The organism is Marmoricola endophyticus (assembly GCF_014644415.1).
Lineage (GTDB): Bacteria > Actinomycetota > Actinomycetes > Propionibacteriales > Nocardioidaceae > Marmoricola > Marmoricola endophyticus.
On record NZ_BMKQ01000001.1, the window covers coordinates 2,676,572 to 2,695,951 of the forward strand.

At 71.5% G+C, this 19,380-nt stretch carries 17 protein-coding genes and 1 pseudogene; 17 read left to right on the forward strand and 1 reads right to left on the reverse strand.

Translation table 11 applies throughout. The annotated features are described in order from the left end of the window. The 15 genes and pseudogenes from IEX42_RS13125 (at position 1) to IEX42_RS13190 (ending at position 16,885) form a co-directional block, all read left to right on the forward strand. Positions 1–1,347, forward strand: a complete 1,347-nt coding sequence (locus tag IEX42_RS13125) for an NADH-quinone oxidoreductase subunit D (protein ID WP_188780169.1) — start codon at positions 1–3, stop codon at positions 1,345–1,347. A 67-nt stretch (positions 1,348–1,414) separates the two neighbouring features. After that, a complete protein-coding gene (gene nuoE, locus IEX42_RS13130) occupies positions 1,415–2,275 on the forward strand; it encodes an NADH-quinone oxidoreductase subunit NuoE (RefSeq protein WP_188780170.1) in 861 nt (286 codons plus the stop codon). 48 nt (positions 2,276–2,323) lie between these two features. Beyond that, on the forward strand, positions 2,324–3,646 hold the full coding sequence (gene nuoF / locus IEX42_RS13135; RefSeq protein WP_188780171.1) for an NADH-quinone oxidoreductase subunit NuoF: 1,323 nt from the start codon (positions 2,324–2,326) through the stop codon (positions 3,644–3,646). Further along, entirely contained in the window at positions 3,643–6,168 is a 2,526-nt protein-coding gene (locus tag IEX42_RS13140) for an NADH-quinone oxidoreductase subunit G (RefSeq protein ID WP_188780172.1), read from the forward strand. The genes nuoF and IEX42_RS13140 overlap by 4 nt, the downstream gene beginning before the upstream one ends. Beyond that, positions 6,165–7,481 (forward strand): NADH-quinone oxidoreductase subunit NuoH, encoded by a 1,317-nt coding sequence (gene nuoH, locus IEX42_RS13145; protein WP_188780173.1) that lies wholly within the window; start codon positions 6,165–6,167, stop codon positions 7,479–7,481. Before IEX42_RS13140 ends, nuoH begins: the two co-directional genes overlap by 4 nt. Next, positions 7,481–8,029: an NADH-quinone oxidoreductase subunit NuoI gene (gene nuoI / locus IEX42_RS13150; protein ID WP_188780174.1), complete on the forward strand. Its 549-nt coding sequence runs from the start codon at positions 7,481–7,483 to the stop codon at positions 8,027–8,029. Before nuoH ends, nuoI begins: the two co-directional genes overlap by 1 nt. A 26-nt stretch (positions 8,030–8,055) precedes the next feature. Beyond that, positions 8,056–8,760 (forward strand): annotated as a pseudogene (locus tag IEX42_RS18300) (NADH-quinone oxidoreductase subunit J); the annotation flags it as partial. A gap of 24 nt (positions 8,761–8,784) precedes the next feature. Next, entirely contained in the window at positions 8,785–9,048 is a 264-nt protein-coding gene (locus IEX42_RS18370; RefSeq protein WP_444543250.1) for a sunset domain-containing protein, read from the forward strand. 1 nt (position 9,049) lies between these two features. Then, positions 9,050–9,349 (forward strand): NADH-quinone oxidoreductase subunit NuoK, encoded by a 300-nt coding sequence (gene nuoK / locus IEX42_RS13160; protein WP_188780176.1) that lies wholly within the window; start codon positions 9,050–9,052, stop codon positions 9,347–9,349. Between the two features lie 15 nt (positions 9,350–9,364). Beyond that, positions 9,365–11,314 (forward strand): NADH-quinone oxidoreductase subunit L, encoded by a 1,950-nt coding sequence (gene nuoL / locus IEX42_RS13165; RefSeq protein WP_188780177.1) that lies wholly within the window; start codon positions 9,365–9,367, stop codon positions 11,312–11,314. Then, positions 11,314–12,852, forward strand: a complete 1,539-nt coding sequence (locus tag IEX42_RS13170; RefSeq protein ID WP_188780178.1) for an NADH-quinone oxidoreductase subunit M — start codon at positions 11,314–11,316, stop codon at positions 12,850–12,852. The genes nuoL and IEX42_RS13170 overlap by 1 nt, the downstream gene beginning before the upstream one ends. Further along, the gene (gene nuoN, locus IEX42_RS13175) at positions 12,849–14,444 is read left to right on the forward strand and encodes an NADH-quinone oxidoreductase subunit NuoN (protein ID WP_188780179.1); all 1,596 of its coding nucleotides are present in this window, start codon (positions 12,849–12,851) and stop codon (positions 14,442–14,444) included. Before IEX42_RS13170 ends, nuoN begins: the two co-directional genes overlap by 4 nt. Before the next feature lie 106 nt (positions 14,445–14,550). After that, positions 14,551–15,522 carry a polyprenyl synthetase family protein gene (locus IEX42_RS13180; protein WP_188781128.1) on the forward strand — a complete coding sequence of 324 codons (972 nt, stop codon included), beginning with the start codon at positions 14,551–14,553 and terminating at the stop codon, positions 15,520–15,522. Positions 15,523–16,046: 524 nt separating this feature from the next. Next, positions 16,047–16,442 carry a CD225/dispanin family protein gene (locus IEX42_RS13185; RefSeq protein WP_188780180.1) on the forward strand — a complete coding sequence of 132 codons (396 nt, stop codon included), beginning with the start codon at positions 16,047–16,049 and terminating at the stop codon, positions 16,440–16,442. Continuing rightward, complete coding sequence (locus tag IEX42_RS13190; protein WP_188780181.1) at positions 16,442–16,885, forward strand: DUF2752 domain-containing protein; 444 nt, start codon at positions 16,442–16,444, stop codon at positions 16,883–16,885. Before IEX42_RS13185 ends, IEX42_RS13190 begins: the two co-directional genes overlap by 1 nt. A 20-nt stretch (positions 16,886–16,905) precedes the next feature. On the opposite strand, the gene IEX42_RS13195 is transcribed toward IEX42_RS13190, so the two are convergent. Continuing rightward, positions 16,906–17,475 (reverse strand): TetR/AcrR family transcriptional regulator, encoded by a 570-nt coding sequence (locus tag IEX42_RS13195; RefSeq protein WP_188780182.1) that lies wholly within the window; start codon positions 17,473–17,475, stop codon positions 16,906–16,908. 81 nt (positions 17,476–17,556) lie between these two features. Here IEX42_RS13195 and IEX42_RS13200 point away from each other — a divergent pair, with 81 nt between their 5' ends. Further along, positions 17,557–18,444: an NAD-dependent epimerase/dehydratase family protein gene (locus IEX42_RS13200; protein WP_188780183.1), complete on the forward strand. Its 888-nt coding sequence runs from the start codon at positions 17,557–17,559 to the stop codon at positions 18,442–18,444. Between the two features lie 96 nt (positions 18,445–18,540). Next, the gene (locus tag IEX42_RS13205) at positions 18,541–19,341 is read left to right on the forward strand and encodes a DeoR/GlpR family DNA-binding transcription regulator (RefSeq protein WP_188780184.1); all 801 of its coding nucleotides are present in this window, start codon (positions 18,541–18,543) and stop codon (positions 19,339–19,341) included. Positions 19,342–19,380: the final 39 nt, after the last annotated feature.

The following is a 19,380-nucleotide window of genomic DNA, read 5'->3' on the forward strand; positions in this document are numbered from 1 at the left end:
ATGACCGACACCACCACCGACCCGTACGCCGCCGCCGAGTCGTCCACGACCGAGGGCCGCGTCTACACCGTCACTGGGCAGGACTGGGACTCCCTGGTCACCGGCGTCGCGGAGTCCGACGACAACAAGGTCGTCGTCAACATGGGCCCGCAGCACCCCTCGACGCACGGCGTGCTGCGCCTGATCCTCGAGCTCGAGGGCGAGACGGTGACCGAGGCCCGCTGCGGCATCGGCTACCTGCACACCGGCATCGAGAAGAACATGGAGTTCCGCTCCTGGACGCAGGGCGTCACGTTCTGCACCCGGATGGACTACCTCGCGCCGTTCCACAACGAGGCGACGTACGTCTTCGGCGTCGAGCGGCTGCTCGACATCGAGGACGACATCCCCGAGAAGGCGCGCCTGATCCGGGTCATGATGCTCGAGCTGAACCGGATCTCCTCCCACCTCGTGGCCATCGCCACCGGAGGCATGGAGCTCGGCGCGCTCACCGTGATGACGATCGGCTTCCGCGAGCGCGAGCTGGTCCTCGACCTCTTCGAGACGATCACCGGTCTGCGGATGAACCACGCGTACATCCGTCCCGGCGGCGTCGCCCAGGACCTCCCGCAGGGTGCGCTGGAGGACGTGCGCGAGTTCAGCAAGCTGATGCGCAAGCGGCTGCCGGAGTACGCCGCGCTCTGCAACGCCAACCCGATCTTCAGGGCGCGCCTGGAGGGCGTCGGCCACCTCGACCTCGCCGGGTGCCTGGCGCTGGGGCTGACCGGCCCGGTGCTGCGCTCCACCGGCTACGCCTGGGACCTGCGCCGGACCCAGCCGTACGCCGGCTACGAGGAGTTCGACTTCGACGTCTGCACCTGGGACACCGCCGACTCCTACGGCCGGTTCCGGGTCCGGCTCGACGAGATGTGGGAGTCGCTGCGGATCGTCGACCAGTGCGTCGAGCGGCTGGCCGGCATGGAGGGCGAGCCCGTCATGGTGGCGGACAAGAAGATCGCCTGGCCCAGCCAGCTCTCCATCGGCTCCGACGGTCAGGGCAACTCCCTGGACCACATCCGCCACATCATGGGGGAGTCGATGGAGGCGCTGATCCACCACTTCAAGCTGGTGACCGAGGGGTTCCGGGTGCCCCCGGGGCAGGCGTACGTCCCCATCGAGTCGCCGCGCGGCGAGCTCGGCGCCCACGTCGTCTCCGACGGCGGCACCCGTCCGTTCCGCGTCCACTTCCGCGACCCGTCCTTCGTCAACCTGCAGGCGACCTCGGTGATGGCCGAGGGCGGGCAGGTGGCCGACGTGATCGTGGCGATCGCGTCCATCGACCCCGTCATGGGAGGTGTCGACAGGTGAACCACCCCACTCGGTTCCTCCGTCGCCTCGCTCCGCTCGGAGCGGGAACAACCGATCGGGGACCCCGATGACCGAGAGCCCCCAGCAGGACGAGACCACCCGTACGACGACCGAGGTCCGCGCGCTGCCCGCCGAGGTGTGGGCCGAGCTCGAGGAGATCGCGGCGCGCTACCCGCAGAAGCGCTCCGGGCTGCTGCCGATGCTGCACTTGGTCCAGGCCCACGAGGGCATGGTCACCCCGGCCGGGATCGAGGCCTGCGCCGAGATCCTCGAGCTGTCGGCCGCCGACGTCTCCGGGGTCGCGACCTTCTACACGATGTACAAGCGCCGCCCGGTCGGCGACTTCCACGTCGGGGTCTGCACCAACACGCTGTGCGCGGTGATGGGCGGCGACCTGATCTTCGACCGGCTCAAGGACCACCTCGACATCGGCAACGACGAGACGACCCCCGACGAGGTCGGTCGCCGCTCGATCACGCTGGAGCACATCGAGTGCAACGCCGCGTGCGACTACGCCCCGGTGATGACGGTCAACTGGGAGTTCATGGACAACATGACCCCGCAGAGCGCCACCGACCTCGTCGACGACCTCCGCGCGGGCGTGGGGGTGCGCTCGACGCGCGGACCGGCACTGTGCACCTGGCGCGAGGCCGAGCGGGTGCTGGCCGGCTTCCCCGACGGTCGCGTCGACGAGGGCCCGGCGGCCGGTCCGGCGTCGCTGGTCGGTCTCGCCCTCGCGGGCGAGCGCGGCTGGAGCGCCCCGGACGCCGACGCCTCCGGTGAGGCCGACGGTGCGCCGGCCGAGGCGCCCACCGAGCGGGACGAGGCCGAGGAGGTCGTCGCGGAGTCGCCGGCGGAGGCGGTCCACGAGGACGACCCCGAGGACAAGAGCGAGCAGGGCGCCAAGCCCGGGGAGGGCGAGGCATGACTGCCCTTCGACACGCTCGCTGCTCAGGAACCGGAGAGAGGACACTTCGTGGCTGACACGCTGACACCGGTCCTGACCGCGGGCTGGGGCGACGAGCGGTCCTGGACGCTGGAGGCCTACCGCGGCCGCGGCGGCTACGCCGCGCTGGACACGGCGCTGGGCATGGCGCCGGCGGACATCGTGACCATGGTCAAGGACTCCGGCCTGCGCGGACGCGGGGGAGCGGGGTTCCCGACCGGGATGAAGTGGGGGTTCCTGCCGCCCGAGGACCCCGAGGACCCGAAGCCGCGCTACCTCGTCGTCAACGCCGACGAGTCCGAGCCGGGGACCTGCAAGGACACCCCGCTGATGATGGCCAGCCCGCACACCCTGCTCGAGGGCGTGATCATCTCCTCGTACGCCATCAAGGCGCGCACCGCGTTCATCTACGTCCGCGGCGAGATCCTGCACTGCGTCCGCCGGGTGCAGGCGGCCGTGGCGGAGGCGTACGCCGCCGGCCACCTCGGCACCGACATCCACGGCTCCGGCTACGACCTCGACGTCGTCGTGCACACCGGCGCCGGGGCGTACATCTGCGGCGAGGAGACCGCGCTGCTCGAGGGCCTGGAGGGTCGCCGCGGCCAGCCGCGGCTGCGCCCGCCGTTCCCCGCCGTGGCCGGGCTGTACGCCTCGCCGACCGTCATCAACAACGTCGAGTCGATCGCCTCGGTGCCCTCCATCCTCGAGCACGGTGCGGACTGGTTCGCCTCGATGGGCACCGAGAAGTCGAAGGGCTTCGGGATCTTCTCGCTGTCCGGCCACGTCAAGCGTCCGGGCCAGTACGAGGCCCCGCTCGGCGTCACCCTGCGTACCCTCATCGACCTCGCCGGCGGGATCCGCGAGGGTCACGAGCTGAAGTTCTGGACCCCCGGCGGCTCCTCCACGCCGATCCTCACCGCCGAGCACCTCGACGTGCCGCTGGACTTCGAGGGCGTGGGCGAGGCCGGCTCGATGCTCGGCACCCGCGCTCTGCAGATCTTCGACGAGACGACCTGCGTGGTCCGCGCGGTGCTGCGGTGGACGGAGTTCTACAAGCACGAGTCGTGCGGCAAGTGTACGCCGTGCCGCGAGGGCACCTGGTGGCTGGTGCAGACGCTGGCGAACCTGGAGAAGGGGATCGGCTCGGAGTCCGACCTCGACCAGCTCGACGACGTCTGCGACAACATCCTGGGCCGCTCGTTCTGCGCCCTCGGTGACGGCGCCACCAGCCCGATCACCTCCTCCATCAAGTACTTCAAGGAGGAGTACCTCGCCCACCTGTCGGGTGGCGGGTGCCCCTTCGACCCGATCCGGTCCACGGTCTTCGCCGACGAGGGGGTCCTGACGCCATGACGGCTACCGCAGACACGCAGGCCGAGGTCGAGAAGAGCGACCTGGTCACCCTCACCATCGACGGCATCGAGGTCTCGGTGCCCGAGGGCACGCTGGTGATCCGCGCCGCCGAGCAGGTCGGCGTGCAGATCCCGCGCTTCTGCGACCACCCGCTGCTGGACCCCGTCGGCGCGTGCCGCCAGTGCCTGGTCGACGTGCCCGACGCGGGCAACGGCCGCGGGATGCCCAAGCCGCAGGCCTCGTGCACGCTGACCGTCGCCCCCGGCATGGTGGTCAACACCCAGGCGACCTCCCCGGTCGCCGAGAAGGCGCAGCAGGGCGTGATGGAGCTGCTGCTGATCAACCACCCGCTGGACTGCCCCGTCTGCGACAAGGGCGGGGAGTGCCCGCTGCAGAACCAGGCGATGAGCAACGGCCGCGGCGAGACCCGGTTCGAGGTCGCCAAGCGGACCTACCCCAAGCCGATCAACATCTCCGCCCAGGTGCTGCTCGACCGCGAGCGGTGCGTGCTGTGTGCGCGCTGCACGCGGTTCTCCGAGCAGGTGGCCGGTGACCCGTTCATCGCCCTGATCGAGCGCGGGGCGCTGCAGCAGGTGGGGATCTACGAGAACGAGCCGTTCGAGTCGTACTTCTCGGGCAACACGATCCAGATCTGCCCGGTGGGTGCGCTGACCTCCGCGTCGTACCGCTTCCGCTCGCGTCCCTTCGACCTCGTCTCCACCCCCGGTGTCGCCGAGCACGACGCGTGCGGCGCCGCGATCCGGGTCGACCACCGCCGCGGCAAGGTGATGCGCCGGCTGGCCGGCAACGACCCCGAGGTCAACGAGGAGTGGATCACCGACAAGGACCGCTTCGCCTTCCGTGCCGCTCGTCTCGAGGACCGCCTCGAGCACCCGATGGTCCGCGACGACGAGACGGGCAGCCTGCGCGTCGCGTCCTGGCCGGAGGCGCTGGCCGTGGCCGCCCGCGGCCTCGCGGCAGCCCGGGCGACCGGTGTCGGTGTGCTGCCCGGTGGCCGGCTGACCGTCGAGGACGCCTGGGCGTACTCCAAGTTCGCCCGCGTCGCGCTCAGCACCAACGACGTCGACTTCCGGGCCCGGGCGCACTCCGCGGAGGAGGCCGACTTCCTGGCCTCCGACGTGGTCGGCACCGAGGACGTGACGTACGCCGACCTCGACGCCGCCTCCGTGGTGGTCCTGGCCGGGCTGGAGCCCGAGGACGAGGCCGGCACGCTGTTCCTGCGGCTGCGCAAGGCGGCCCGCAAGAGCGGGACGTCGGTCTACGCGATCGCGCCGTACACCACGCGCGGGCTGCGCAAGGTCCACGGCACGCTGCTGCCCACCGCTCCGGGTGCCGAGGCCGAGGCGCTGGCCGGCCTGTCCTGGGACGGTGTCGTCCCCGTCGACGAGCGGACCGTCGTCCTGGTCGGCGAGCGCCTGGCGAGCGTGCCGGGCGCGCTGTCCGTGGCCGCGAAGCTCGCCCGCTCGCACGGCGCCAAGCTGGCCTGGGTGCCGCGTCGCGCCGGCGACCGCGGCGCCGTCGAGTCCGGCCTGCTGCCGGGTCTGCTGCCCGGTGGCCGCCCGGTCACCGACGCGACCGCGCGGGTCGACCTCGCCGCGGCGTGGGGGGCGCAGAGCCTCCCGACCGAGCCGGGTCGCGACGTCGCCGGCATCCTCGGGGCGGCTGCGGCCGGGGCGCTCGGCGCCCTCGTCGTCGGCGGCGTCGAGGTGGCCGACCTGCCCGACCCGGTGGCCGCCCGAGAGGCGCTGGACGCCGTCGGGTTCCTGGTCTCCCTGGAGCTGCGCGCCTCGGAGGTGACCGAGCGGGCCGACGTCGTCCTGCCGGTCGCTCCGACGACCGACAAGGCCGGCTCGTACCTCAACTGGGAGGGGCGGCTGCGGCCCTTCGGGCGGATCATGCACGTGCCCGCCTCGCTTCCCGACCTGCGCGTGCTGGCCGGCATCGCCGAGGAGATGGGTGCTCCGCTGGGCTTCCGCACTCCCGAGCAGGTGCAGGACGAGATCGCCTCGGTCGGCGCCTGGGACGGCGAGCGGCCCGCTTCGCCGAGCGTGGAGCCCGGTGGTCTCGACGTCCTCCCTCGCAGGGCTCGGTCGGGCTCGACCACCTCGGAGAGCTCGACCACGGAGGTGGTCGAGCAGCGAGCGCAAGCGAGCGCGTCGAGACCCGGTGAGCCGACCGGCGACGGCGGTCTGCTGCTGGCGTCCTGGAAGCAGCTCCTCGACGACGGCCGGATGCAGGATGGCGACGAGCACCTGCGCGCCACGGCCCGGCGACCTGTGGTTCTCGCCCCTGCCGGGCTGCTCGACGAGCTCGGCCTCGCTGCCGGCGACACCGCCGAGCTCTCCGGTCCGCTGGGCTCGCTGGTGCTGCCGGTCGACGTCGCCGACCTGCCCGACGGTGTCGTCTGGGCCCCGGCCTCCGCGCCGGGCGCGAGCGTCCGCACCCTCGTCGGTCCTGCCGGCTCCGCAGTGACCCTCAGCCCGACCGGAGGTGTCGCATGACCGCCCTCACCCCGCTCGTGGACGACCCGGGGCTGTCCGCCTTCGGCAGCGACCCGGTCTGGATCGTCATCGTCAAGGCGGTGCTGATCTTCGTCTTCCTCGTGCTGCTGACGCTGTTCAACATCTGGTGGGAGCGCCGCGTGGTGGCGCGGATGCAGCACCGGATCGGCCCCAACCGCAACGGTCCCTTCGGCCTTCTGCAGAGCCTGGCCGACGGGGTGAAGCTGGCGCTGAAGGAGGACATCGTCCCCAAGGCCGCCGACAAGCTGATCTTCGTCGTCGCACCGGTCCTCTCGGTGGTGCCGGCGTTCCTGGCCTTCGCGGTGATCCCGTTCGGCCCGGAGGTGAACCTGTTCGGCGTGCAGACGCCGCTGCAGCTGACCGACATGCCGGTCGCGGTGCTCTTCGTGCTCGCCATCGCCTCGATCGAGATCTACGGCATCGTGCTCGCCGGGTGGTCGTCCGGCTCGACGTACTCCCTGCTCGGCGGTCTGCGCTCCAGCGCGCAGATGATCTCGTACGAGGTGGCGATGGGGCTCGCACTGGTCGCGGTGTTCCTGTACGCCGGCTCGATGTCGACCAGCGAGATCGTCGACGCCCAGCAGGGCGGCTGGTTCTGCTTCCTGCTGCTGCCCAGCTTCCTGATCTACGTGATCGCGATGGTGGGGGAGACCAACCGCGCCCCGTTCGACCTGCCCGAGGCCGAGGGCGAGCTGGTCGGCGGCTTCCACACCGAGTACTCCTCGCTGAAGTTCGCGCTGTTCTTCCTCGCCGAGTACATCAACATGGGCACCGTCTCGGCGCTGGCGACGACGCTGTTCCTCGGCGGCTGGCGCGCTCCGTGGCCGATCGGCTACTGGGACGGCGCGAACGACGGCTACTTCCCGGTGCTGTGGTTCTTCCTCAAGGTGATGTTCTTCATCTTCCTCTTCATCTGGCTGCGCGGGACGCTGCCGCGGCTGCGCTACGACCAGTTCATGCACTTCGGCTGGAAGCGGCTGATCCCGATCGCGCTGGCCTGGACGCTGCTGGTGGCCGCGATCCGCGCCATCGACCGGACCTACGGCTTCGACCGCAACTGGTTGATCGGGGTGGCGATCGTGCTCGCGATCGCGCTGGTGGTCACCTTCCTCATTCCCGAGAAGACGCCCGAGCCCGAGCCGGAACCGGAGGACTTCGACCCCTTCGCGGGCGGCTACCCCGTGCCCCCGGCGCTCGAGGGCTTCGGTACGCGGGGCCCCGGCGGACCTCGTGCCGCCGGCGGGTCGACCCCCGACAGCCTCACCACCGCACGTCGCGACAAGGAGCAGTGATGGGCCTCAAGGAGACCTACTGGGACCCGGTGGCCGGGTTCGGCGTCACCTTCCGGACGATGTTCCGCAAGGTCGTCACCGAGCAGTACCCGGAGCAGAAGGAGCCGACCGCTCCCCGCTTCCACGGCCGGCACCAGCTCAACCGCTGGCCGGACGGTCTCGAGAAGTGCGTCGGCTGCGAGCTGTGCGCCTGGGCCTGCCCCGCGGACGCGATCTACGTCGAGGGAGCCTCGAACGTCGACACGGAGGACGGCTCCGGGCGCTTCTCGCCCGGTGAGCGCTACGGCCGCGTCTACCAGATCAACTACCTGCGCTGCATCCTGTGCGGCCTGTGCATCGAGGCCTGCCCGACCCGGGCGCTGACGATGACCAACGAGTACGAGCTGGCCGACGCGACCCGCGAGGACCTGATCTACGAGAAGTCCGACCTGATCGCCCCGCTGCTGCCCGGCATGGAGGCCCCGCCGCACGCGATGCTGCTCGGCGACGACGAGGGCGACTACTACCGCGGCGCCACCGGGGCCCCGAAGCAGGAGGTCGGCGAGTGATCGCCTTCTGGATCCTCGCGCCGGTCATGGTGGTCTGCGCGCTGGGCATCCTCGTGGTCCGCAAGGCGGTGCACTGCGCGCTGCTGCTGGCGGTCGTGATGATCTCGCTGGCGGTGCTGTACGCCGTCCAGGACGCGCCGTTCCTGTTCGCGGTGCAGATCATCGTCTACACCGGCGCGATCCTCATGCTGTTCCTGTTCGTGCTGATGCTCGTCGGGGTCGACGCCTCGGACTCGCTCGTCGAGACGATCCGCGGCCAGCGCGCGGTCGCCGCGGCGATGGGGCTGGCGTTCCTCGTGCTGCTCACCCTCGGCGTCGCCCAGGTCTCGGTCGGCGTCGACCAGGGCCTGGAGCAGGCCAACGAGGGTGGCAACGTCCCCGCCATCGCCCGCGTGCTGTTCACGCGCTACGTCCTGGCCTTCGAGGTGACCTCCGCGCTGCTGATCACCGCCGCGCTCGGCGCCATGGTGCTCGCGCACCGCGAGCGCCTGACCCCGAAGCCCAACCAGGCTGACTGGGCGGCGCAGCGGATGCGCGACTTCGCGGAGCGGGGCACGCACCTCGGGCCGCTGCCGCCTCCGGGCACGTTCGCCCGGCACAACGCGGTGGACACCCCGGCGCTGCTGCCGGACGGGTCGACCGCTCCCGGCTCGGTGCCCCGCGCGCTGGCCGCGCGCGGCACCGTACGCACCGCTCCCGCGCACGAGATCGACGTGATCAGCCACGAGATCGGCGCGGACGCCCCCGTCGGACCGATGGGTGGCCTGCCCGCCCCGCCGGCCGAGGGCCCGGTGCAGTCCGACGAGTGGCCCGGCTCGGTCCGGCCGCTCCCCGACGGCAGCGAGCCGGAGGGGCACCCGGTCAAGGGCAACAAGGTCTCCGGGCTCTTCCACGAGCCCGGCGGGCGCTGGTACGCCCAGACCCGCGCGGAGGTCTGGTTCGACTCCGCCGATTCCGCCGAGGCGGCCGGATTCACCCGCGCCGGCTCCCGGTCCGGCACGACGACGAAGGAGGACTGAGGTGGACACCACCCCGTTCATCGTGCTGTCGGCGATCCTGTTCAGCATCGGCGCCGTCGGCGTGCTCGTACGACGCAACGCCATCGTGATCTTCATGTGCGTCGAGCTGATGCTCAATGCCGGCAACCTCGCGCTGATCACCTTCGCGCGGGCCAACGGCGACCTCGACGGCCAGATCGCCGCCTTCTTCGTGATGGTCGTCGCCGCTGCCGAGGTGGTGGTCGGCCTGGCCATCATCATGACCATCTTCCGCACCCGTCGCTCGGCCTCGGTCGACGACGCGAGCCTGCTGAAGTACTGACGGGACGCCACTGTGATGACTGCTGCTCTGACGTCTGCCCTCACGAGCGTCGTCCCGACCGAGGTGCCCGTGGTCGACCCCTCGTCCGCCGACGGGGTCCTCGGGCTCCTCTGGCTGGTGATCGCGCTGCCCGTGCTGGGCGCGCTCGTCCTGCTCGTCGGGGGCCGCCGTACGAACGCCTGGGGACCGGGCCTGGCCACCGGGCTGGTCTTCGGATCCTTCGGCCTCGGCGTCGCGATGTTCGTGGAGATCCTCAGCCGGTCCGAGGACGACCGGCAGGTCGGGCAGCACCTGTGGACCTGGATCAGTGCCGGGCAGTGGCAGGTCGGCGCGGACCTGCTCTACGACCCGCTCTCGGCCCTGTTCGTCCTGCTGATCACCGGTGTCGGCGGGCTGATCCACGTCTACTCGCTGGGCTACATGGAGCACGACGCGCGCAAGCGGCGGTTCTTCGGCTACCTCAACCTCTTCGTCGCCGCGATGCTGGTGCTGGTCCTCGCCGCCGACTACGTCGGCACGTTCCTGGGCTGGGAGGGCGTCGGCCTCGCCTCGTACCTGCTGATCGGCTTCTGGCAGCACAAGCCGTCCGCAGCCGCGGCGGCCAAGAAGGCCTTCGTCATCAACCGGGTCGGCGACTTCGGCATGGCGCTCGGGGTCGGCCTGATCTTCGCGACCTTCGGCACGACCAGCTTCGCCGGCGTCTCCGAGGCGGCCGGACGGGCCTCCGACGGAGCACTGATCGCGATCGGGTTCCTGCTGCTGCTCGCCGCCTGCGGCAAGTCGGCGCAGTTCCCGCTGCAGGCCTGGCTGCTGGACGCGATGGAGGGTCCGACGCCGGTCTCCGCGCTGATCCACGCCGCGACGATGGTCACGGCGGGCGTCTACCTGATCGTCCGCTCGAACTTCATCTTCGAGCTCGCGCCCGCCGCCCGCACCGGGGTGATCGTCATCGGCTGCATCACGCTGCTGTACGGCGCCGTGATCGGCTGTGCGAAGGACGACATCAAGAAGGTGCTGGCCGGGTCCACGATGAGCCAGATCGGCTACATGGTGCTGGCCTCCGGGCTCGGGGTCGCGGGCTACGCGTTCGCGATCTTCCACCTGCTCACCCACGGCTTCTTCAAGGCCAACATGTTCCTCGGGGCCGGGTCGACGATGCACGGCACCGACGACGACGTGGACATGCGCCACTACGGCCTGCTGCGCAAGGCGATGCCGGTGACGTTCCTGACCTTCGCGATGGGCTACCTCGCGATCATCGGGTTCCCCGGCTTCTCCGGCTTCTGGTCGAAGGACAAGATCATCGAGACCGCGTTCGCGCAGAACCCGGTCGCCGGTGCCTGCGCGCTGGTCGGGGCGGGGGTCACCGGCTTCTACATGACCCGGCTGATGCTGATGACGTTCTTCGGCAAGGAGCGCTGGGAGCCCGACGTCCACCCGCACGAGTCGCCGAGGACGATGACGGTCCCGCTGGTCGTCCTGGCCGCGCTGTCGGTCCTCGGCGGGGTGCTGCTGCTCGGCGACTGGATCGTCGACTTCCTCGCCCCCGTGGTCGGGGAGCACGAGGAGGAGCACCTCGCGATCTCGCCGCTGGCCTTCTCCGCGATCGCCGTCGTCGTCGTCGCGGTCGGGGTGGTCGTCGCCTGGTTGACCGTGGGCCGGCGCGACGTACCCCGTGAGGCTCCGCAGGACGTCTCCTTCGTGACCCGGGCGGCGCGCAACGAGCTCTACGGCAACGAGGTCAACGACGCCTTGGTGGTGACGCCGACGATGCGGACCATCACGGCGCTCGACGCCGCCGACGGACGTGCCGTGGACGGGGCCGCGGAGGGGGTCGCCCGCTCGGTCGGCGGACTCTCGGCGGTGTCCCGACGATTGCAGAACGGGTACGTCCGCTCCTACGCCGTCGCCCTGCTCGCCGGTGCCGCCCTCGTGGTGGCCGCCCTCCTGGTGGTGAACCTCTGATGCTCACGGCTCTCCTGCTGGTCCCGCTCGTCGGCGGGCTCGTGGTCGCCTTCGCACCGACCAGGCGCAACCCGCTGCTGACCAAGCAGCTCGCGCTGGTGGTCTCGCTGGCGGTGCTCGTGCTCGCCGTGGTCATCGCCGTCGGGTACGACCCCGGCGGCGGCATGCAGTACGTCGAGGAGATCAGCTGGATCAGCGCCTTCGGCACCCACTACGCGCTCGGCGTCGACGGCCTCGGTCTCGCGCTGGTCCTGCTCACCGCCGTGCTGACGCCGATCGTCATCCTCGCGGCGTGGAACGACGGAGACGAGGGACGGTGGGGCACGGGGACGTACTTCGGGTTCCTCCTCGGCCTGGAGGCGCTCTCGCTGGGCGTCTTCGCGGCCACCGACGTCTTCCTCTTCTACGTGCTCTTCGAGGCGACGCTGATCCCGACGTACTTCCTCATCGGCGGCTGGGGCGGTCCCGACCGCGCCCGCGCCGCGGCCAAGCTGCTGATCTACAACCTGCTCGGTGGGCTGGTCATGCTGGTCGCGGTGATCGGGCTCTACGTCGAGTCCGCCAAGGCGGGGACGCCGTCGTACCTGCTCAGCGACCTGAGCAACCTGGACCTCTCCACGGGCGTCGAGCGCTGGCTGTTCGTCGGGTTCTTCATCGCCTTCGCGATCAAGGCGCCGATGTTCCCCGTGCACACGTGGCTGCCCGACGCGACCCAGCAGGGCACGCCCGGCGTCTCGGTGATGCTGGTGAGCATCCTCGACAAGATCGGCACCTTCGGGATGCTGCGCTACTGCCTCGGGATCTTCCCGGACGCCTCGCAGTGGGCGACGCCGGTGGTGATCGTGCTGGCCCTGATCAGCATCCTGTACGGCGCGCTGGTCGCGATCGGCCAGGACGACATGATGCGCCTGATCGGGCTGACCTCGGTCTCCCACTTCGGGTTCATCGTCATCGGGATCTTCGTCTTCAACAGCCAGGGACAGTCCGGCTCGACGCTCTACATGGTCAACCACGGGATCTCCACGGCCGCGCTGTTCCTCGTCGCCGGCTTCCTCGTGAAGCGGCGCCGCTCCCAGCTGATCAGCGACTACGGCGGGGTGGAGAAGGTCGCACCGGTGCTCGCCGGGTTCCTGCTGCTCTCCGGCCTCTCGGTGCTCTCGCTGCCCGGCATGGCGACCTTCGTCTCCGAGCTGCTCGTGCTGGTCGGGGCCTGGGTGGAGCACCCCTGGATCGCGATCGTGGCGGTGCCGGGCATCGTGCTGGCCGCCGTCTACGTGCTGCGGATGTACCAGCGCACCATGACCGGGCCCGTCGCCCCGGGCGTCGAGGTCGTGACCGACCTCCGGCCGCGCGAGGTCGTCGCCGCGGTGCCGCTGATCGTGCTGCTCGTCGTGCTGGGCTTCTACCCCAAGCCGCTGCTCGACGTGATCGACCCGTACGTCCAGGACACGTTGAGCCACGTCGGCAAGGCCGACCCCGCCCCGGCCGTCGGCTCGGCCCCGGAATCGCGCGCAGACTCGGCAGGGAGTGACCAGTGACCAGCTTCGACGCCCCGAAGATCGAGTACTTCCTGCTCGCTCCCGTCCTCATCGTCCTCGGCGCCGCCGTGGTCGGCGTCCTGCTCGAGGCCGCGCTGCCGCGCGGTCGCCGCTACCTCTGGCAGGCCCTCGTGGCCGGCGTCGGGCTGATCGCCGCGCTGGTGCAGCTGGTCCTCGTCTGCCGACGTCTCGACCTGTTCGGCGGCGGTGACGCCGGCAAGGGTCGTCTGGTCGCCGAGCAGTCGCTCGCCCTGGACGGGCCGACGGTGGTGATCTGGGCGCTGGTGCTGGTCTTCGCCCTCCTCGGCGTGCTGCTGTTCGCCGAGCGGCACCTGGAGGGCGGCGTGCTGTCCTTCGCGGGGCAGGCCGCGGCGCTGCCCGGCACCGAGGCCGAGCGCGAGGCCTCCAGCAAGGGTCTGGAGCACACCGAGGTCTTCCCGCTGCTGATGTTCGCGGTCGCGGGCATGCTGATCTTCCCCGCCGCCAACGACCTCGTGACGATGTTCGTCGGCCTCGAGGTGCTCTCGCTCCCGCTGTACCTGCTGTGCGGCCTGGCCCGGCGCCGACGGCTGCTGAGCCAGGAGGCGGCGATGAAGTACTTCCTCCTCGGCGCCTTCTCCTCCGGCTTCTTCGTCTACGGCCTCGCACTGGTCTACGGGTACGCCGGCTCGATGCGCTTCGCGGAGATCTCCGCGGCCGTGTCCGGGCGGACGACCGGCACCGGGCTGCTGCTCGGCGGCATCGGCCTGATGTCGGTCGGTCTGCTGTTCAAGGTCGGCGCGGCCCCGTTCCACTCCTGGACGCCCGACGTCTACCAGGGAGCTCCGACCGCGGTCACCGGCTTCATGGCCGCGGCGACCAAGGTGGCCGCCTTCGGCGCTCTGCTGCGGCTGTTCTACGTCGCCTTCGGTGGTGCCCGCTGGGACTGGGTGCCGGTCTTCGCCGGCATCGCGGTGCTCACGATGGTCATCGGCTCGGTGGTCGCGGTGACCCAGAACGACGTGAAGCGGCTGCTGGCGTACTCCTCTGTCGCCCACGCCGGGTTCCTGCTCGTCGGCGTGCTGGGGATCCGCTCGATCGGGGCGCTGCAGAACGGCGAGCTCGGCGCGGTCCAGGCCGTGCTGTTCTACCTGGTCACCTACGGCTTCACCACGATGGCCGCCTTCGCGATCGTCACGCTGGTGCGCGACAGCGGCGGCGAGGTCTCCAACCTCGAGCGCTGGGCCGGCCTGGGGCAGAAGTCGCCGCTGGTGGCCGGGGTGTTCGCGTTCCTGCTGCTGGCGCTGGCCGGCATCCCGCTGACCAGCGGCTTCACCGGCAAGTGGGCGGTCTTCACGGCCGCGGTGAGTGCAGGCTGGTGGCCGGTCGTGGTGGTCGCGGTGCTGCTCTCGGCGGTGGCGGCGTACTTCTACGTACGCGTCATCCGGCTGATGTTCTTCACCGCCCCGCTGCCCGACGGCCCGAGCGTCGCGGTGCCGTCGGTGCTGACGATGGTGGTGATCGCCGTCGGGACGCTGGCGACGCTGCTCCTCGGTCTGGTCCCCGGCTACCTCCTGGACCGGATCGGGGACCTGTCGCTGTTCGTCCGGTGACCGGTGGGCGTCAGGCTCCGGCTAGGCTCGGTGGAACCAGTCGGTCCCAGCAGAAGGCAGTGCACGCGTGAGTGACACCCTCGCCCTGCCCGTCGTCGACACGGCGATGGAGCAGCGGCTGCGTGAGCGCATGGACGAGGTCGAGAGCGCGCTGCTCGAGCACACCGTCAGCGAGGCGCCGTTCGTCACCGAGGCCGCCCGCCACCTGCTGACCGCCGGTGGCAAGCGGATCCGCCCGCTGCTGGTGCTGCTGGCCGGCGAGGCCGGTCCCGTGCGCGGGGCCGACCTGCCCGACGTCGTACGACGCCAGCTGCGCACGGCCGCGTGCGTCGTCGAGCTGACCCACCTCGCCTCGCTCTACCACGACGACGTGATGGACGAGGCCGAGCTGCGGCGGGGCGCCGAGTCGGCCAACCACCGCTGGGACAACCTCGTCGCCATCCTCACCGGAGACTTCCTGTTCGCCCGGTCCTCCGAGCTGACGGCCGAGCTCGGCCCGGACGCCGTGCGCGTGCAGGCCCAGACCTTCGCGCAGCTGGTCGAGGGGCAGATCCTGGAGACGCTTGGCCCCGGCCCCGACGAGGACCCGTTGGAGCACTACCTGCGCGTCGTGGCCGGCAAGACGGGGTCGTTGATCTCCGCCTCGGCGTGGTACGGCGCCCACTTCGCGGGCGCGGAGCCCGAGGTGGCCGAGGCCCTGACGTCGTACGCCGAGAAGGTGGGCGTGGCCTTCCAGCTCTCCGACGACATCCTCGACATCGCCTCCGACGCCTCCGGCAAGACCCCTGGCACCGACCTGCGCGAGGGCGTGCCGACGCTGCCGACGCTGTTCGCGTCCCGCTCGACCGACCCGGCCGACGACCGGCTGAAGGCGCTCCTGGCCGGACCGATCACCGGCGACGCCGAGGTCGCCGAGGCGCTCGGGCTGCTGCGCGCGCACCCCGCTCTGGGTCAGGCCCGCGCCTACGTCGCCGCGCTCGTCGCCGAGGCCAAGGCGCTGCTCGAGGTGCTTCCCGACGGTGCGGTACGCATCGCCCTCGACGACTTCGCCGACCTGATCGGCGACCGGTCCGCCTGACGGGTGGTCTCGACGTCCTCGCTCGCTGCGCTCGCATCGGGCTCGACCACCCGGCGAAGCGGGCGTGGTCAGTGGTGGTGGTCTCGACGTCCTCGCCTTCGACAGGCTCGGTGCGTCGCCCTTCGACAGGCTGAGGACATCGCCCGTCGACGGTTCCCACACGTGTGGGTGGTTGGGCAGCGAGCGCCTCGGGGTGGTTGAGCAGCGAGCGCCAGCGAGCGCGTCGAAACCACCCGGCCTGACGGGTGGTCTCGACGTCCTCGCTCGCTGCGCTCGCATCGGGCTCGACCACCCGGGGCTCGCATCGGGCTCGACCACCCGGGGCTCGGTCGGGCTCGACCACCCGGGGCTCGCATCGGGCTCGACCACCCGGGGCTCGGTCGGGCTCGACCGCCCGGGGCTCGGTCGGGCTCGACCGCCCGGGGCTCGCATCGGGCTCGACCACCGGGTGCTCGGTGACGCCTCCGATCCGGGGCGATCCGTACTAATCTGCCCCGGACGTCACCGACGAGAGGACCCGAACGATGTCCGACCAGGGCACCCCACCGCCGCAGGACCCGGGCCCGCCGTCCGGCTACGGCGCACCGCCCCCGCCACCGCCCGGGCACGGCTGGGGCGGCTACCCCGCGCAGCCGGCGGGACCCCAGCCCGAGAACTACCTGGTCTGGTCGATCCTCACGACCGTCTTCTGCTGCCTGCCGCTGGGCATCGTCTCGATCGTCTTCGCGGCGCAGGTGTCCTCGAAGTGGCAGATGGGCGACCTCGCCGGGGCGCAGGAGTCCTCGCGCAAGGCGAAGCAGTTCGCGATCTGGGCCGCGATCATCGGCGCGATCGTGATCGTGATCGGCATCGCGCTCTACGCCGTCCTCATCGCCGTCGCCGTGAACAGCGGTGACTTCGACACCTACGACAGCTACTGATGAGCCTGCTCCAGCGGGCGGACCCGGCGATCTCCTCGAGGTCGCCGGGTCGCCGCTGGCTCCCCTTCGTGGGCACGACCCTCGCCGCGGCCGCCGCCGTCGGCACGGTGGCGACGCTCGACCCGAACCGGCCGGGCCACTACCCGACGTGTCCGTTCCTCTTCGTCACCGGCCTGTGGTGCCCCGGCTGCGGCACCATGCGCGCCGTCCACGACCTGGCCCACCTCGACCTCGCGGGTGCGCTGGCGCGCAACCCGCTCACGGTCGTGCTGGTCCCGGTGCTGGTCTACGCGTGGGTCGCCTGGGGAGCACGCCTGGCGGGCCGGGACCTGCCGCGGGTCAGCCGCGTACCGGCCGCCGTGATCTGGGGCTTCCTGGTCGTCGTGGTGACGTACGCCGTGCTGCGCAACGTCCCGGGCTGGACCTGGCTCTCACCGGCCTGACCCGACCGCCACGGGCCCGCTCAGTCGAGCGCGGCGCTCGCGGACCTCAGCTCCTCCAGCGCCGAGACGACGTACGGCGCGAGCTCGTCGCTCTCGGTGTCCGCCCACGCGGCGTACCCACGCTTGAACGCCAGGACCCCCAGCTCGGCCGCCAGGTGCGCGACGAGGTCCGTGTGGCCTCGGGCGCGCAGGGCGTCGGTCATCGCGGCGGCCAGGCCGACGCTCTTCAGCGCGTCCCGCTCCTGCAGCGCCTCGCTGGCGGCGACCGCGGCCCGGATGCGAGGCCCGAGGTCCCGGTTGGTCGGGCCCATCATCGTCGAGGCGCGCTCGAGACCCGCCTGTACGCAGGCCAGTGCGCCCGACCCCTCGGGCGCCTCGCGGATGCCGTCGGCGAGCAGCTCGCTCAGGGCGTCCTGGCCGGCGACGAGCAGCTCGCGCTTGTCCGGGAAGTGGCGGAAGAAGGTGCTCTTGGTGACCCCCGCCCGCTCGGCGATCTCGGTGACGGTCGTGGCGTCGTAGCCCTGCTCGGTGAACAGGTCGACCGCGGCCACGACGAGCCGGTCGCGTGCCCCGGGTTCCCAGCGAGCCATGGGCCGATCCTAGCGACGGGACCTTTGTCCCATCGCCGTGCTACGTTGACGGGACAAGAGTCCCATCACTGTGGAGGAACCATGGACGTCTTCGTCACCGGTGGCACCGGCCTGATCGGCACCGCCGTCGTCGCCGAGCTGCGCGCGCACGGCCACCGCGTCAGTGCACTCGCCCGCTCGGACGCATCGGCGCGCGCTCTCGAGGGCGCCGGCGCGAGTGTCGTCCGCGGTGCGCTGGGCGACGCCGAGGTCGTGCGAGGCGCGGCGGCGGCCGCTGAGGGTGTGGTGCACCTCGCCTTCAACCACGACTTCGGCACGCAGGCCGCGGTGGACGCCGCGGCCGCCGACGAGGCGACCGCCCTGCACGCGATGGGCGAGGCGCTGCTCGGCAGCGGCCGGCCGTTCGTCGTCGCCTCGGGCACGCCGTGGATCGCCGGGCGGGCCTCGACCGAGGACGACCCCACCCCGGTCGACGGCGCGGTCGCGGCGAGGGGGCGTGCGGTGCAGACGGTGCTGGCGCTGGCCGACCGGGGCGTCCGGTCGGCCGCCGTCCGCCTGCCGCGCACGGTGCACCGCGACGGCCGGGGTGGCTTCGCCGGCGTGCTGACCGAGGCCGCCCGACGCTCGGGCGTCGCCGGCTACCCGGGCGACGGGACCCAGCGCTGGCCCGCCGTCCACGCGCTCGACGCCGCGGCGCTGTTCCGGCTGGTGCTCGAGCAGGCGCCCGCCGGCACCGCCTGGCACGCGGTCGGCGAGGAGGCAGTCGCCGTGCGGGACACGATGGAGGTGGTCGGTCGCCGGCTCGGCCTCCCGGTCCGCTCGGTGCCGGAGGAGACCTTCGGCCCGCTCGGCCCGGTGTTCGCGATGGACCAGCCCTCGACCAGCGTGCGTACCCGGCAGGTCCTGGGCTGGGAGCCGACCCACGAGGGGCTGCTCGCCGACCTCGAGCGGGTACGGCCGGAGGGCTGAGCGGCCACCGAGGGGCAGCTGGGACGACGCAGGCTCGTCCGACTCGAAGCCGACGAATGTGATCGAATCTGATCGAACTCGCGCTACGTTGCTCCCATGTTCGCCGCCGAGCGCCAGCGCCTGATCACCGACATCGTCCACCGCGACGGCGCGGTGACGATCCACGACCTGGCAGCCGCGGTCGACGCCTCCGAGGTCACGGTGCGGCGGGACCTGCGGACCCTGGAGGAGGCGGGCCTGGTCCAGCGCCACCACGGTGGCGCGATGCCGGTCGCGCCGACCTCCGCCGAGCCGACGTACGCCGAGAAGCGGCACACGGCCAGCCGCGAGAAGGCCGCGATCGCCCAGGCCGCCGCTCGCTTCGTCCGCGACGGCGACGCGGTCGTGGTCGGCGCGGGAACCACGACGATGGCGCTGGCGGCGGAGCTGCTGGACCGCTCCGAGCTGACGGTGATGACCAACTCCCTGCTGGTGGCGCAGGTCTTCGCGGACTCGCCGCGGATCGAGGTGCTGCTCACCGGAGGGATGCTGCGCGGCTCCATCCTCGCGATGGTCGGCGACGTGGCCGAGACCGCGCTCGCAGGGATCAAGGCCGATGTGACCTTCCTGTCCGGCAACGGGCTCTCAGCCGAGAACGGCCTGTCCACCCCGCACCCGATGGTCGCCAGCATCGACCGGACCATGGCGGCGGCGGGACGGGAGGTGGTGGTCGTCGCCGACCACACCAAGTTCGAGCGCGACTCGGTCGTGCAGACGGTCGGTACGACGCAGATCAGTCACCTGGTCACCGACGCCGCGGCTCCGGCGGACGAGCTCGACCGGCTGCGAGCGGCCGGCGTGGACGTCACGATCGCCGAGCAGGCGATCGTCGGCGACTCACCCCGTGGCGTTCGTTGACACTTTCTGATCGGTTGTGATTGATTTTCGCGTGACGCC